Source organism: Fibrobacter sp. UWR3 (genome assembly GCF_900143055.1).
GTDB lineage: Bacteria > Fibrobacterota > Fibrobacteria > Fibrobacterales > Fibrobacteraceae > Fibrobacter.
This window is the reverse complement of sequence record NZ_FRCW01000013.1, coordinates 35444-50804: the sequence shown is the minus strand read 5'-3', so window position 1 is coordinate 50804 and position 15361 is coordinate 35444. Positions and strand designations below refer to the sequence as shown.

Sequence of the window (15361 nt, the reverse complement as noted above, 5' to 3'; positions counted from 1 at the left end):
TTACTTTACCTCCAGTTTGAGAGTCTGGTTTACGTTCAGGTTTCCGGAACGCATCTTTACCGTGATTTCTTGCATGCCCGCCGTGGCGAATTCGATTTCGGTTTCGCTGCCGGGCTGTACCGCGTTGCACTTGCCCGCGGCGCAAATCTCGACGCTCGGGAGCGTGTTGCGGGTAGTTGCCGTGAAGAACGGGTCGTAGGCAACCTTTACCTTCGACGAGCGCACTTCGGTAACGGGGAGGCCGGCGAGCAGCAGGTGGTAATCCTGGAGCCTGTAGTTCACGAGGGTCGAGTCGGTAAAGTACTTGATGGCATAATCCAGGTCGGCAACGAGCAGCGGGATGCTCCTGTTCCCGCTGGCGGCTGCGATTTCGCCTGCTTCGAGGAAGAGGTTCTTGGGGCTTGCGATTACGCTGTCCTTCAGGCGGTTGCGCTCCACGAGGAACATGCTGTTGTACCAGCCGTCGCGGGACTGCTTTGCGGTAAGCGCCTTCGATTCCTGGAAGCGCACAATCTGGCGGTGTTCCTGCTCGCCGAGTACGAACAGGCTTTGCGTTTTTTGCCGGAGGGCGCTGCGTTCGCCCGCGGTGTACGCGCCTGCGGGGGCGGCCAGCGGGTCACCGCTGAATTCGCGTGCGGGCGAATTCGGCACCACGTCGCGGAAGTAGTAGGGGGTGTTTTCGCCGTCGGTATCCGCCGAGGTGGCGCCGGAGCCGCTCCCCGCATTACCCGCAGCGCAGGTGAATTTTACGTTGTCGATAAACAGCGTGGTGTACTGGTATGCGGGTACACCGAACAGCCCGATGCCCACCTTGCTTGCGGTAACGTCGCCCGCGCCGAGCAGGCTTGCCACGGGCACCTCGATTGCCTTCGTGCTGTTTGCCTGCAGGTTGTAGAACGCGACGTTTCCGCTCCCGGAATTTCCGGTAAGCCAGATTCCGAATTTCACGTTCTGCGTCGCGCGTGCCGTAATCTTGAGCGAACCGCCGTTCAGGCGGAGCGGCAGCTTGTCGAACACGAGGTTTCCCGTCCAATCGGCCTTCGCGCCCTTCTGGCCCGAAAGCCTGATGTAGGGCGGGTTCATGTTGTCGAGGTTTCCCCAGTTCGCGTTCCATTCGGGCGCCTCGGGGAACGTGCGGCCGGTTTCTTCCATCCGCCCGTTTGCACCGGAGCCGTCGTAGAGTACGGTTTCCTTGCAGTTTTCGGCATGCCCGCAGATAGCCATACACAGCCCTGCGATAGCAATGCCCTTCAGAGTCCTATTCTTCATAGGATAGCTCCCATCGTCGATGTATATAAAGTAAATGGCCCGAGGGCCACAGCCTAAGCCCCGGCAGAAACGTTTCCTATTCGCGTTAATCCGCCGTGCCTCATTGTTGGGTCAAAAAAACTACATAAACAAAAAACTCCTGTAAAGGAGTCTTTCAAAAATTTTTTTAGAAAAAATGTCGTAATTTGCGATTAATCGCGTGGCTAGAATGATTAATCGGTGATTATCTCGAGTTTTGCTCTGTAGATGTCGCCTTCAACACCCGTTTCGTAGGTGTATCGCAAGGTGTAGAGCAGGTCAAGGCGCTTCTTGAAGGTCGCGAGCCCGAGCCCGCCCGCGTTCGATTTCGCCTTCCGCGGGTAGTTGGAGTTCTCCGTCTCGAAGGTAATCTTGTTCCCCGTCTGGGTAATCGAAATGTGTGCGAAACTCTTGCCGTCCGGGTTTACGCTGTGCTTGATGGCGTTTTCCACAAGCGGCATGGCGATAAGCGGTGCAATCTGGAAGTTTTCGTCTTCGAGATTTATGTTGAATTTCAGGTCGTAGCTTTCGTCGAGCCTGAGTTTTTCGAGTTCCGCATATTTCTGCAAGATGTCGATGTCTTCCTTGATGGTTATGGTCGCGTCGCTTGTCTGGTAGAGCATCACGCGCAGGAGTTTCGAGAGTTTCGCCATCGATTCTTCGGCACGTTTCGGGTCGATGGTGATGAGCGCCGATATGTTGTTCAGCGTGTTGAAGAGGAAGTGCGGACTCAGCTGGTTCTTGAGGAAGTCCAGTTCGTACTGCAGTTCCACGTTCTTCTTTTCGCGCTGCAAGAACGCCTTGAGTGTCTGGCGTAAGATGATGTTGTAGAAAACGCTCGTGACGCAGACAAACGAAACCATCAATGCGAACGAGATGACGGTGCGGATGCTAAAGTGCCCCTTGATGGTGGAGAAGCAGTATGTCGAGAAGAACTCCGCGATGCCTTCGCCTGCAGAACGGTCGGTCAGGAATAGCGCCACCTCGCGCAACAGGAGCAGGGCGATAAGCAGGAAACTGTTATAGATAAAGTAACGAACATAGTGCTTCTTGAAGATGCAGCTGCGTACGAGGGCTTTTTGGTTGATGAAGAAGATGAGGGCCGTCGCGAGCAGCGGGAGGTAGAACCCGATAATCTTCCGGGAGCTCATGTCGAGCGAGGTGGTGAATGACGGGTCCAGGATGAACGCGAGCGGGAACAGGATAATGAATATCCAGGCGAGGGCTATGGGCACGAAAGGCGGGAACGGGTAGTTGATGGTCCCTACCTTTTCCTTCAGCACGTCGACGAGGAGTTTTTCGCTGCGCTGGAAACTGGCTTCCTGGATTTCCTCGAACGTTTCTCGCTTGGTTTCGAAGAACTTTGTAACGGCTTTTTTCGTCTTTTTTACGGTCATAAGGTAAAATTAAGTCAAATTTGGGCTTTTTGCACCCCCTCTGTGACAATTTCATGACGAAAATGCAGAAAAAAACGACAGAAAGCCGATTTAACTTTTGCGAAGGGCTTTCCCGATAATGACACAGTAAAGAGGAATCGGAGGTAAATTTGAAGATGTAAAGAGATAGGACACGAACAACGAGGTTCATCATGACTAACAACGCTTACACAACCGCTCGCTCGAATGAAAGGGATGTCTACTTCCAGTACCTGAACGATATTTCCAAGTACCCGCTTCTCTCTCGGGAACAGGAAACGCTTCTGCTGAAGAAGATCAGGCAGGGAAGCCGTGAAGCGATGGATTTGCTCGTGAAGTCGAACCTCCGCTTCGTGGTGAACATCGCCAATCTGTACAAGGGTCAGGGGCTCGACGTGTGCGAGCTCATCAGCGAGGGCAACATGGGCCTCATGGAGGCTGCACGTCGCTTTGACCAGAACCAGAAAATCAAGTTCATCAGCTATGCCGTGTGGTGGGTCCGCCAGAACATCACCCGCGCCATTGCCGAGAAGGGCCGTATGGTCCGCATCAGCGCCGAGAAGGAACTCGTGCTCCGCCGCTTCAACAAGAAGGGGGGCAAGTTCCGCCAGGTGGTGGGCGGTACCTACGTTCTCGATACCGAAAGCCTTGCCGGGGTTTCCAAGTACAAGGGCGACGCCATCGAGAAGGTGCTCATGATGGACAACCGTGCCTCTTCGCTCGATGCTCCCGTGGGCGAATCCGGCGAAATGACCCTTGGCGATACTCTCGCATCCGATACTCCCGCGACGGACAACGTTGCCTGCGATAACGAGCGCAAGGACATCTTCGAGAAGGTGCTCCGCGACAATCTCAGCGAGCAGGAACTGGACGTCGTCAAGCTCTACTTTGGGCTTTCGATGGACGCCGACCTCAACCTGAAGGAAGTCGCCCCGATGGTCGGGTTCTCCAAGGAACGCGTCCGCCAGCTCAAGGAATCCGCTTTGGCTAAGCTCAAGAACGACCAGATTCACCGAATCTTGACTGAAGCCGCCTGATTTTTCATTCTCTCTCTCCTTTTTTTTGAAACCGGCCTGTTTGGGCCGGTTTTTTCCGTTTTTGAGCCCTCGCGCCCGCCGTGAAATTGTATCTTTTCGCTATATGGATTTTAATATGAAGTTTTTCCGCAATTCCTTTATGGTCGCCCTGTCGGCGATGTCGCTCTCGTTTGCCGCGGGCGATACCAAGACCCCTCCCGGGGATTTTTACGATGAAGTTTCCCGCCTCAACAAGGTGCTCTCTGAAGTGAACCGCAAGTACGTGGAGGATGTGAACCCCACGGAACTGACCGATGCCGCCCTGAACGGCATCCGCGATATCCTCGACCCGCACACGACGGTGTTTACCCCGAAGGACTACGAGGGCCTCAAGGTCTCGATGGAGGGCAAGTTCGGCGGCGTGGGCATTACGATTAGCCTGCGTGACAATATCCTCACGGTTATTTCCCCGCTTTCCGGCACTCCGGCGTTCAGGCTCGGTATCCGTGCGGGCGACCGAATCAGGAAGATTGACGGCAAGGACACGAAGGGCCTTTCGCTCGACGATGCCGTGAGCAAGCTGCGCGGCAAGATCGGGACCGATGTTACCGTTTCCATCGAGCGCGAAGGCGTTGCCGACCTGATGGAGTTCACGATTACGCGTGCCGAAATCGTGGTGCACGCCGTGCCTTACTTCGGGATGGTCTCGAAGGATATCGGCTACATCAAGCTCGCCACCTTCAGCGACAAGACCAGGAGCGACGTGGAGAACGCCATCCGCGGGCTCAAGAAGCAGGGCATGAAGAAGCTTATCCTCGACATGCGCTACAACCCGGGCGGACTCCTGAACCAGGCTATCGAGATTAGCGAACTGTTCCTCAAGCAGGGGAACGTGATTGTATCGACGCTCGGCCGCACCCAGCGGACCGAAAGCCGTGCCCGCCGTGACGGCATCCTTGGCGCCGACGTGCCGATGGCCGTGCTCGTGAACCAGGGTTCCGCGAGTGCCGCCGAAATCGTCTCGGGCGCATTGCAGGACTGGGACCGCGCCCTCGTGGTCGGCAAGACGAGCTTCGGCAAGGGCTCCGTGCAGACGATTTTCCCGCTCGACAACCAGGGCAACGCCCTCAAGCTCACTACCGCATTCTACTACCTGCCCTTCGGCCGCTGCATCAACAAGCCCGAAAACGGCATCAAGGGCCTCAAGCTGCAAGAAGAGGAGGCCGCCTCCGAAGAAGAGGAGGGCGCAGCCGCCGATACCGTGAAGAAGGATTCCGTGGTGCGTGACACGTTCTACACGAACAACGGCCGCATGATGTTCGGCGGTGGCGGCATTACGCCCGACGTTGACGTGGAACTTTCCCCGATGCCCTGGGTGGTGCAGGTGCAGGAACGCATGGCGATGTACTTCAAGTTCGCCGTGAAGGTGCGCCCCTCGCTCGATGCCGCCAACGTGAAGATTGACGCGAACTGGGTGGTGCCCGATTCCCTGTACACGCAGTTCAAGGAATTCTGCATGAAGGACACGAACTTCGTGAAGGTGAAGAGCAATGCTCTCGTGGGCGTGGACCAGCTCGAGAAGAGCATCGTGCATGAGCAGAACTACATGGGCGACAGCTCTAAGACCGTGACGGATACGACGCTTGCGAACAGGCTTGCCGACATGCGCAAGGCCCTCGAGGCAAAGCGCGACGCGCAGTTCGACGAGAACAAGGACTACATCAAGGACGGCATCAAGCGTGAACTCTTGACCGCGATGGTGAACGACTCCGTGAGCACGGCGTTCTCGCTCAAGCGCGACGAGCAGCTGAAGGAAGCCATCAAGTACCTCTCCGATACGGGCCTCTACAAGAAGACCATTTCGGGCCCGGGCAAGCGCCCCGCCGACAAGCCCAAGCAGAAGAAGAAGTAGGCCTTAGGTGGGATTGCTGAACGGCATAGCGGAAGCGCTCGGTAGGTTTGTTCGTAGGTTCCTGCGGACCGTGCTGAATTACTTCAAGTTCGTGTGGGAACTGTTCAAGAACATTCCCGGCGCGTTCACGAACTTCCATACGACCGTGGAGCAGATGCATCGCGTGGGCGTCACGAGCTTGCCCGTGGTGTTTGCTGCGTCGATGGCTACGGGCGCCATCATGTCGTGGCAGCTTGCCTACCAGTTCGGTGACATGATCCCGATGATGTTCGTGGGCATGGCCGTGGGCAAGTCCGTGATGGTGGAACTCTGCCCCATCCTTACCGCGATGGTGCTTGCTGGCCGCATTGGCGCCTCCATGTGTTCGGAACTCGGCACGATGGCGGTGACCGAACAGCTCGATGCGTATAAAGTATTGGGCCTGAGCCCCTACAAGTTCCTGCTTGCGCCGCGCCTTATCGCGACGGTCATCATGCTCCCGACGCTTACCGTGATAAGCATCTTTATCGGCATCGCCGGCGGCTACGAGGTGGCCCACCTGTACAAGGAAGTCTCGTGGTCGGTGTTCTTTTACGGCGTGCGCATGTTCTACCACAACTGGGACCTTGTCGTGGGCCTTATCAAGGCTACACTCTACGGCTACTTTATTGCAAGCTACGCATGCTTTTTCGGGTTCTTCACCCATAGCGGTGCCGAGGGCGTGGGCAAGAGCACCAAGGCCACCGTGGTGGCCGGCATGACAAGCATCCTCATCGGCGGTTTCACGCTTTCTAAGCTGTTGCTCGTGTAGGTCAAATGCCACCGTTTGTCCGTAGAAAAAAGGGTGTGACGGGAGAGGGCGCTGTCGATATCAGCGTGCTCATTGCGAAGGTTCTCGACAAGGCGCATGTCTCCGAAAGTATGGACTTCAAGACCCTTTCGGACCGCTTTGAGGAAGTGGTCGGGAAGGCTGTTTGCGCGCACGTGCAACCCGTGAAATTGGACAAGCATACGCTTGTGCTGAAAGCGGCTTCTGCGGCCTGGAAAAGCGAACTTTTCATGCAAAAAAATGCTATTATTGACAGGTGCAATGCGCTGCTCGGAAAGCCTGTGGTTAAGGCGATTCGCTTCGTTTGAACCGGCTCCCGAGGCTCGCTCCTGTGAAATGTTTTTAGAGGAAATATGGCAGAAGAATCTGAAGAATTGAAGAAGGCCGAGGAAGATTACAGCGGTTCGAGCATTACCGTTCTTGAGGGCTTGGAGGCGGTACGTGTCCGCCCCGCCATGTACATCGGCTCGACCGACATCCGCGGGCTTCACCATCTGGTATGGGAAGTCGTCGACAACTCCGTGGACGAGGCTCTGGCCGGATTCTGCAACCACATTGAAATTTCCATTTTGCCGGGTAACGGCATCCGCGTGACCGATAACGGGCGCGGCATCCCGACCGACATTCACCCGAAGGAACACGTGGGCACCATCGAGGTGGTGATGACCAAGCTCCATGCGGGCGGCAAGTTCGACAGCAATTCTTACAAGGTTTCTGCCGGCCTGCACGGCGTGGGCGTGAGCTGCGTGAACGCACTTTCGAACAAGCTTATCGTGACGGTGCGTCGCAACGGCCGCGTGGTGCGCCAGGAATTCTCGAAGGGTATTCCCTGCGGCCCGCAGGTGGATATCGGCGAGAGCGACGGCACGACCGGCACGAGTGTCGAGTTCTACCCCGACGATACGATTTTTACCGAGACCGTCTACGTGTACGACACGCTGGCTACGCGCTTCCGCGAACTTGCGTTCCTCATGAGCGGGCTCAGGCTCACGCTTACCGACGAGCGCGACTCCGAGAACCAACGCTCCGAGACGTTCTGCTACCCGGGTGGCGTTTCCGAGTTCGTGCGCTACGTGGACGAACACCGCACTCCGCTCTTTAACGAGCCTATCCACCTGGTGCTCCCTGATGGCCAGTACCCGCTCGAAGTCGCCATGTGGTACAACGACGGCTACCAGGAAAACTTCTTCAGCTTCGTGAACAACGTGAACACCTACGACGGCGGTACGCACGTTACGGGCTTCAAGACGGCACTTACCCGCGTCATCAACAAGTTCGCGGCGGAGATGCCCAAGGGCAAGAAGGATGCGCAGATTACGAGCGACGACATTCGCGAAGGCCTTACTGCGGTTATCGCCATCAAGGTTTCGCAGCCGCAGTTCGAAGGCCAGACCAAGCGCAAGCTCGGCAACTCCGAAATTGCAAGCTACGTGAATAGCGCGTTCGGCGCAAAGCTCGAGGAATTCTTCCAGGAGAACCCGGCCGCCATCAAGGTGATTCTCGACAAGGTGTACAACGCGGCTCTGGCCCGCGAGGCGGCGCACCGTGCACGCAATCTCGCACGCCGCAAGAACGTTCTTGAAAGCGGCGGCCTTCCCGGCAAGCTCGCGGACTGCAGTAGCCGCGACCCGAAGGAATGCGAACTGTTTATTGTCGAGGGTGACTCTGCAGGCGGTTCCGCGAAGAGCGGACGCAACCGCGAATTCCAGGCTATTCTCCCGCTGCGCGGTAAGATTCTGAACGTGGAAAAGGCAAGCCTCCACCGCGTGCTCGATACCGAGGAAATCCAGAACCTGGTGAACGCCATCGGTACGGGTATCGGTACGGAGTTCAAGATTGAAAAGCTCCGCTACGACAAGATTATCATCATGACCGATGCCGATGTGGACGGCTCTCACATCCAGACGCTCCTCCTCACGTTCTTCTTCCGCTACATGCGCCCGCTTATCGATGCAGGCCACATATTCCTTGCAATGCCCCCGCTGTTCAAACTGAAGGTGGGCACGAAGGACCGCTACCTGTTCGACGAGAACGAGAAGGACAAGGCGATGGCCGAAGTCGAGGACAAGAAGAACGTGACCATCACGCGATTCAAGGGCCTTGGCGAAATGTCTGCCGAGCAGCTGAACGACACGACCATGGACCCGAAGAGCCGCTTCCTCAAGCAGTGCTACGTGGAAGATGCCGTGCTCGCCGACCAGATTTTCAGCATGCTCATGGGCGAAGACGTGGAACCGCGCCGCAAGTTCATCGAAAGCAACGCCTACAAGGTGTTGAACGACCTGGATGTCTAGCGAGATGAGCCCGTCGAAAGCCGATTTTCAGGTAGTGCTGGGCCAGGCCCGCGAACTGGTGAAGGACCAGCTCGCCATGACCGAACAGGTGATTATGCAGGTGGCCGAGAACGCCCCCGCGGGTATATCTGATAGGCTGGTTTCGCTGTTTGGCCGCAAGGGCAAGCGCATACGCTCGACGCTCCTGTGCCTTATCGCGAACTGCGGGGCAAATGCGCCCGACAAGGCCCGCGTGGCCCATGCCTGCGCGAGCGTGGAACTCCTGCACCTTGCAAGCCTCGTACACGACGATATCATTGACGGTACGGAACTCCGCCGCGGGCAGATTACCGCCCACAAGGAATGGGGTACGCAGATTGCCGTGCTGGTGGGCGACTACGTGCTTTCGCAGTCCATGCGCTGCGTGATTGACGAAGAGGCGAGGAACATTCCGGTAATCATCTCCGATGCTGCCGACAAGCTTATCGTGGGCGAAATCATGGAACTCGACCACTGTGGCGAGATGACGCTTTCGCGCGGGATGTACAACGAGATTATTGACCGCAAGACTGCCGCGCTCATCGAGGCTGCGGCACGCATCGGCGGCATCATGGCGGGTTTCGACAAGCCGCTCGTGGATGACTGTGCCAGGATGGGCGCGCACTTCGGGCTTGCGTTCCAGATTATCGACGACCTGCTCGATTACGGGTTCGGCTCGAAGAACCTGGACAAGGCGAAGTTCACCGACCTCTCCAACGGGCTCATAACGCTCCCGCTGCTGTACTACTTCGAGGACTGCAGTGCGGAAGAACGTGCCGAGATGGAATCGCTTATCAAGCGTGTCGCGACAGACGATGTCGCGGGCGAGATAATTGCATGCCTGAACGCGAAGAAGAGTTTCGAGAAGGCGAAGGCCGAAGCCCAGGAACACCTGGAGCAGGCGTTGCAGATTGCGGACAAGTTCCCGAAGAACAACTTTACCGACGAGATTGTCGCCATGTTTTCGAGCATGAGCGACCGCGGGAACTAAGCGCCTGCGGCGCAATTAGTGAAACATTGTAGATAAGGCGCGCTTGATGTGAAGTGTGAAATGAGAGATTGTTCATTTCACATTACACATTCCACATTTCACATTATTTTCTGCGCATCCAGAAGGCGAGGAACACAATCACAGAAAGGATACAGACGGCGATGATGCCCCAGAAGGCTATGCCCGAGCCGGTGAGCGCGTCGCCGTTCATGCCGAAGGGCAACTTCACGTTCATTCCGAACAAACTAGCGAAGAACGTCGGGAGCGATATCGAGATCGTCACGATGGTCAAGTTCTTCATCAGCTGGTTCACGTTGTTGTTGATGACGCTTGCGCGCGCATCCATCATGGATGTCAAGATGTTTGCGTAGATGTTTGCCTGCTGCAGGCTCTGGCCGTTCTCAATCTGGATATCTTCGAGCAGCTCACGTTCGGCTTCGGTCCAGTTGAGGCTCCTGCCCATCTGGAGTTTCTTCAGGAGCGTGTCGTTGCTGTTGAGTGCGCTCACGTAGTAAATCAAGCCCTTGTTCAGGCTGAACATGCTGAGCAGGTACTTGTTTTCCATCGAGGTGTTGAGGCGCAGTTCCAAATCGTCGTTGATGCGGTTGATAATGCGCAGGTGTTCGTTAAAGTGAGATATCGCGAAACTCAGTACGCGGAGCACGAACGTGTTGAGGCTGTCGATTTTCGAGAAGCGGCGTTCGTCCATCACGGGGATGTCGCTGTCGGTAAGGAGCAGCACCCAGTCCTTGAAGATGAATATGCCGAAGGATTCCACGCGGAACTGAAAGTTGTCCTCGGCGGAATAGTTCTTCGGCTTCTTGAACACGATGGTCGTGAAGTCGTCGTCGTACTCGATACGGGAAAGCTCGTCGGAGTCGAATGCGGAGGCGATGGTATGCTCGGTTATCTCGTATTCCTTGACCAGGACGCTGCGCTGTTCCTGGCTGAGGGAGCCCATGATGACGATGTCAGCCGCATCTTCGTTCGGGGCGCCAACAATGCGGCCCGATTCGATTTTGTAATACTTGAGCATACCGCCCCCTTTGATCGAACGCACGCCAATATAGAAAAAACTCGCGGAAACCGCAAGTTTTGTAATAAAGAAAAAAGCCCCGGCATGGTGCCGAGGTTTTTTAGATCCTCGCCTTGGTTCGACTACGCTCACCACAGGTCGCGAGGATGACAATCGGGTATTACACGCCCTTCTTGAAGCGGTTGGACCACCACAGAACAATCGGAGAGCAGATGCACACGGAGGAGTAGGTACCGATGAGGATACCGAAGCACTGCACGAGGCCGAAGTCGCGGATGGAGGAACCGCCCATCACGGCGAGGATCACGCACACGAACAAAGTCGTGAGGGAGGTCACCATGGTACGGCTGAAGCACTGGTTCAAGGAGCGGTTGATGGTTTCGCCGAAGTTCGCGGAACCGTAGACGCTCGTGTTTTCACGGATACGGTCGAAGTTCACGATGGTATCGTTCACGGAGTAACCAATCATTGTCAGGAGCGATGCGATGAGGGCGCCGTCGAAGGAGAGGCTGAATGCCGAGATGAAGCCGAGCGTGATGATGGTATCGTGCACGAGGCCGAGCACTGCGGCCACGCCGAAGCCAAGACCGAACTTGCCGAAACGGAACCACACGTAGAGCAGGATTCCGAGCCAGGCGAGGATTACGGACAAGATAGCGTTGAAGCGGAGTTCTGCACCGATGGTCGGACCCACGGTGTCCTTGGCAACGATTTCGCACTTCTGGCCGGCGGCCTCGAAGGCCTTGGCCATGGTGGTTTCGAAGTTAGCGTCGTCGGTACGGAGGCTCACCTGGTAGGAGTTCGCGGAAGTACCGCCCAGAGAACGGACCTTCGTGCCGGAGATGCCTGCCGCGGAGAGGGCCTTGTTCAGGTCGGTCTCGTGCTTGGCGTTGTCCTGGTACTGGATGGTGTAGACCTGGCCGCCGGTGAAGTCGATGCTGAAGTCGAATCCCTTGATGGCGATGCATGCGATGGAAGCGATGATGAGAATGGTCGAAATGAGGCCGAAACGCTTGCGGTGCGGGATAATCTGGAGGTTCGCCTCGTTGATGGCCTTGATGCCGTTACCGATGGAGAGCGTGGTGGCGTCGCGCTTGGCGAGTTTCCAGTCGAGCACTGCACGGGTCACGGTGATGGCGCAGAAGAGCGAGGTGAGGATACCGATAGTAAGCGTAAGACCGAAACCCTTCACGGAGCCGGTACCAATCTTGTAGAGGATAAGGCCGGTAAGCACGGTGGTGAGGTTGGAGTCGAGAATCGCGGTAAATGCACGTTCGTAACCCTTCGCCACGGCAGCGCGGGCGGTAAGGCCGTTCTTGAGTTCTTCACGGATGCGTTCGTAGATAATCACGTTCGCGTCGAGAGACATACCCACGACGAGGATGAAGCCTGCGATACCGGGGAGCGTGAGGGTCGCGTTGAAGAGCGACATCACGGCGGCGGTCACGAGCGTGTTGATAATCATACCGAGGCTTGCGATAAGGCCGCCCAGGCGGTAGTAGGCCACCATGAAGAGCAAGCAGATGATGAGACCGATAGCGCCGGAACCGAAGCCCTGGGAGATGTTCTCTTCACCGAGGGTGGCACCCACGCTGCGGCTTTCGATAATCTTCATCGGGGCCTTGAGGGCACCCGCGCGGAGCACGACGGCGAGGCGGTTGGCTTCGGCCATGTCGTCGAGGCCGGTAATCTGGGCGTCGCCGTTCGGGATGCGATCCCTGATGACCGGGGCGCTAATGACCTGGTTGTCGAGCACGATGGCCATCTGCTTGTTGATGTTCGCGGCCGTAACGGCGGAGAACTTCTTGGGGCCGATGCCGCCGAAGCGGAGCTTGACGGCAACTTCACCGGCGCTCACACCGTCAGCAACACGTTCCGGGCGGGCATCGACGATGTCGTCGCCACCCATTTCTGCACGACGCTTGAGGAGGTAGAGGCGCTTGGCCTTGACCGGGGAATCGCGGTTAATCTTTTCGAGGCCGCTACCGAAGGCAAAGGCGACGTCACGCGGGATGAGCTTCTTGACGCCTTCGAGTTCAAGAATCTTCTTGACCTTCTCGATGTTCTCTTCGGCGATGAACCCGCCGTTGCCGAACTGGAGGTAGTAATCGCTGAAAGCCTTGCCGACCTCGGATGCCGGTACGGTTTCGGCGGCGGAGTCAGAAACGGTGGAATCTTCAGCCTTTGCCGTCTGGACGGAACCGCCGAGCAGTTCTTCGTCGGAGAGGGCCTTGGCGGTATCCTTGGCAGAATCGACCTTGGCGACCGTAGAATCCGCGGCGGCGGAGTCGGCAACCGTAGAATCGCTGGCCACGTCGGTGGTCTGGCGGGTCAGGTACTGGTTCAGGAGCGTCGTTACCGTATTGAACTTTTCCGCCTCGGCGAGAATCTTGAATTCAAGCTTTGCGGTGGAACCCACGAGGGCCTTTGCGGTAGAATCGTCTACGCCGGCAAGTTCGACCAAAATACGGTCGTCGCCGGAGGGCGAAATCTGCGGTTCGGAAAGACCGTACTGGTCAACGCGGTTACGGATGATTTCGAGGGACTGCTTCTGGATGTCCTGGATATCGTCGTCTTCCTTGAGACCGGACTTGTCGATCTGGAGCGTAATGCTCGTACCGCCGGCGAGGTCGAGGCCGAAATTGATGGACCTGGAAGAAAGTTTCGGATTTTCCTTGAGGAAGGCCTTCTTTTCGTCACCCTTCTTGGAGTGAACCTGAATAGAGGGCCAAACCGTGTAGGCCGAGAGTGCAATGACGAGGAGAATGAAGAATTCTCGCATGCCGAATTTATGTTTGTTCATCTGTAATCCCTTAATAAGGCATTAATACGCATTTAGTTGCGGGTCAAATGTAGAAAAATAGTAGGCAGAACTTAGAACTTAGAACTTAGAAAAGTATGCTATTATAGAGTAAAAGGGGGGGGGGGAGGCCTCCCCCGCGACCCTTCTCGTCATCCCCGGGACCCATCTCGTCATCCCCGCGACCCTTCTCGTCATCCCCGCGCAGGCGGGGATCTTTTCAACGCGTCCAAGTCGTCTTCCAGTGCCCCCTCGCCTAAGGGGTTCCACCCCCTAAAACCCCCAGAAGTGAGTGCCGCAGCCAATGCACTTGTGCAATTGGCTATGGCCGAACGCACGGGGGTTCTGCAACCCCCCGTAAGTGAATATTGTTTGCTTCGAGGGGCATTTCGCACGCAAACAAAATCACTTCGTTCCATTGTTTGCTTTGCAAAACGCCCTCTCTCCGCAAAAAAACACGAGTGTGTTTTTGGAACGGGACCGCTTATTGCAGGAACATGCAAGAATCAGGCGCTGCGAAAGCCTTGTGATTGTTAATCACTGCGGCCTTCGCGAACCGCGGGTATCTTATTAAACTGCAAGGAGATGTTTCTAGGCATCCATCATCAGGCGCGGTTCAAGCGATTCGATTTTGTAGTTGTTACGAGTGTTTTTTTTCTTGTTGACCTTTTTGGACATACGAACCCCAATGGGCTGTTCAAGACAGCCTTGTTTATTTGTTAAAAATTTTGTTTAGATTAACGGTTATTCAACCATCACGCAACGAACAGAGAAACCATAAGTTTTATACTGATTTTCCATAGAAAATCCCGCAGAGGACTTTCCTTGAGATCCAGCGAAAGCGCCCTCATCAGGATAATCAAACGACTCTTCTGGATAAAACCAATATGTAGATTCTTCTACACTTGTAAACTTATAACCCCAATTGTATCCAGCCCCAATCAAGCTGTATCCGCTATAGTTGTACCCGCCAAATCCCATGGCACGCACATCCTCAACCCCATGCCTATTTCCATCTGCATGAACTACAATGTAAAAATCATCGTAAGTCAGCAAACGCCAGCCTTCCGGGCAGATTCCCCGGTGGTTCGGCTTAATCTGGTCAACGCAGCTCTTGGTGTTGCATTCGCTCGGCAGTTGCATCGCCTCCGCCCACTGGTAGAGGCCACCATATTCCTCACAATTTGATTCATCATTTTCATAGCAATAGCGTTCAATCTTGGAGTCATTTGATTGGTCCTTGTCTCCAGAGACCATTTCCCCGATGTTCAGATTTTCCACCATTACCGTTACAGAAGCGGCTTCACCGTCCTTATTTGTTCCATTGATGGTCAAATAAAAGTAAGAGCGTCCGTTTCTTCTGTCCGTAAACTTTCTATAGGCGCCCGCTTGTAAACTATCAGCACCAAGAGACCGATTGCAATAAGCATATCCTGGAGTACAAAGTCTCGCAGTATCAAGTACAAAAGACGAACTAGACTTTGCACTAGACGAAGATTTCGCAGAACTACTAGACGCAACGCTGGAAGAGGACTTGACGGAGCTGCTGGATAGATCCTCGACCGGAGCCGAGGATGACGAGCGCACGCTGCTACTCGACAGATCCTCGACCGGAGCCGAGGATGACGACTGCGCGGAACTGCTACTAGACGACTCCTCGTCACGCGGGGCGAAACTGCTGTCGTCGTCGCCGCAGGCGGCAAGTGCAAATGCCATGGTCAAAAGCAGGATGCCGGCAAGAGATTGTTTGTTGATTGTCATACTCCTATTCCTCAATGCTAATA

General features: G+C 55.7%; 11 protein-coding genes. 6 read left to right on the top strand and 5 right to left on the bottom strand.

The features are described 5' to 3' along the window. Together BUA44_RS13990 and BUA44_RS13985 are read right to left on the bottom strand one after the other, a co-directional pair. On the bottom strand, nt 1-1269 hold the full coding sequence (locus BUA44_RS13990) for a hypothetical protein (protein WP_072813277.1): 1269 nt from the start codon (nt 1267-1269) through the stop codon (nt 1-3). Nucleotides 1270-1481: 212 nt separating this feature from the next. Further along, nucleotides 1482-2684 carry a sensor histidine kinase gene (locus BUA44_RS13985; protein WP_072813276.1) on the bottom strand — a complete coding sequence of 401 codons (1203 nt, stop codon included), beginning with the start codon at nt 2682-2684 and terminating at the stop codon, nt 1482-1484. 191 nt (nt 2685-2875) lie between these two features. On the opposite strand from BUA44_RS13985, the gene BUA44_RS13980 reads away from it, so the two are divergent. From BUA44_RS13980 to BUA44_RS13955, 6 genes are all read left to right on the top strand, one after another. Continuing rightward, nucleotides 2876-3739, top strand: coding sequence for a sigma-70 family RNA polymerase sigma factor (locus BUA44_RS13980; RefSeq protein ID WP_072813275.1), 864 nt, complete (start codon nt 2876-2878; stop codon nt 3737-3739). 103 nt (nt 3740-3842) lie between these two features. Continuing rightward, nucleotides 3843-5630, top strand: coding sequence for a S41 family peptidase (locus BUA44_RS13975; RefSeq protein WP_072813274.1), 1788 nt, complete (start codon nt 3843-3845; stop codon nt 5628-5630). A gap of 7 nt (nt 5631-5637) precedes the next feature. Further along, nucleotides 5638-6420: an MlaE family ABC transporter permease gene (locus BUA44_RS13970; RefSeq protein WP_072813273.1), complete on the top strand. Its 783-nt coding sequence runs from the start codon at nt 5638-5640 to the stop codon at nt 6418-6420. 5 nt (nt 6421-6425) lie between these two features. After that, nucleotides 6426-6746 (top strand): DciA family protein, encoded by a 321-nt coding sequence (locus BUA44_RS13965; protein WP_072813272.1) that lies wholly within the window; start codon nt 6426-6428, stop codon nt 6744-6746. A 45-nt stretch (nt 6747-6791) separates the two neighbouring features. After that, a complete protein-coding gene (gyrB, locus tag BUA44_RS13960; protein ID WP_072813271.1) occupies nt 6792-8732 on the top strand; it encodes a DNA topoisomerase (ATP-hydrolyzing) subunit B in 1941 nt (646 codons plus the stop codon). Between the two features lie 4 nt (nt 8733-8736). Beyond that, on the top strand, nt 8737-9741 hold the full coding sequence (locus BUA44_RS13955; RefSeq protein WP_072813312.1) for a polyprenyl synthetase family protein: 1005 nt from the start codon (nt 8737-8739) through the stop codon (nt 9739-9741). Between the two features lie 103 nt (nt 9742-9844). Here the strand turns inward: BUA44_RS13955 and BUA44_RS13950 are convergent, their stop codons facing one another. From BUA44_RS13950 to BUA44_RS13940, 3 genes are all read right to left on the bottom strand, one after another. Then, on the bottom strand, nt 9845-10777 hold the full coding sequence (locus BUA44_RS13950; RefSeq protein ID WP_072813311.1) for a magnesium transporter CorA family protein: 933 nt from the start codon (nt 10775-10777) through the stop codon (nt 9845-9847). A gap of 160 nt (nt 10778-10937) precedes the next feature. Continuing rightward, on the bottom strand, nt 10938-13580 hold the full coding sequence (locus BUA44_RS13945; RefSeq protein WP_072813270.1) for a protein translocase subunit SecDF: 2643 nt from the start codon (nt 13578-13580) through the stop codon (nt 10938-10940). A gap of 741 nt (nt 13581-14321) precedes the next feature. Next, on the bottom strand, nt 14322-15353 hold the full coding sequence (locus BUA44_RS13940) for an FISUMP domain-containing protein (protein WP_143152018.1): 1032 nt from the start codon (nt 15351-15353) through the stop codon (nt 14322-14324). Nucleotides 15354-15361 lie beyond the last annotated feature (8 nt).

Bases quoted from the DNA above. Each gene is read 5' to 3' on its own strand.
- BUA44_RS13975 (WP_072813274.1), top strand. From the start codon at position 3,843: ATGGATTTTAATATGAAGTTTTTCCGCAATTCCTTTATGGTCGCCCTG.
- BUA44_RS13980 (WP_072813275.1), top strand. From the start codon at position 2,876: ATGACTAACAACGCTTACACAACCGCTCGCTCGAATGAAAGGGATGTC.
- BUA44_RS13985 (WP_072813276.1), bottom strand. From the start codon at position 2,684: ATGACCGTAAAAAAGACGAAAAAAGCCGTTACAAAGTTCTTCGAAACC.
- BUA44_RS13945 (WP_072813270.1), bottom strand. From the start codon at position 13,580: ATGAACAAACATAAATTCGGCATGCGAGAATTCTTCATTCTCCTCGTC.
- BUA44_RS13955 (WP_072813312.1), top strand. From the start codon at position 8,737: ATGAGCCCGTCGAAAGCCGATTTTCAGGTAGTGCTGGGCCAGGCCCGC.
- BUA44_RS13965 (WP_072813272.1), top strand. From the start codon at position 6,426: ATGCCACCGTTTGTCCGTAGAAAAAAGGGTGTGACGGGAGAGGGCGCT.
- gyrB (WP_072813271.1), top strand. From the start codon at position 6,792: ATGGCAGAAGAATCTGAAGAATTGAAGAAGGCCGAGGAAGATTACAGC.
- BUA44_RS13990 (WP_072813277.1), bottom strand. From the start codon at position 1,269: ATGAAGAATAGGACTCTGAAGGGCATTGCTATCGCAGGGCTGTGTATG.
- BUA44_RS13950 (WP_072813311.1), bottom strand. From the start codon at position 10,777: ATGCTCAAGTATTACAAAATCGAATCGGGCCGCATTGTTGGCGCCCCG.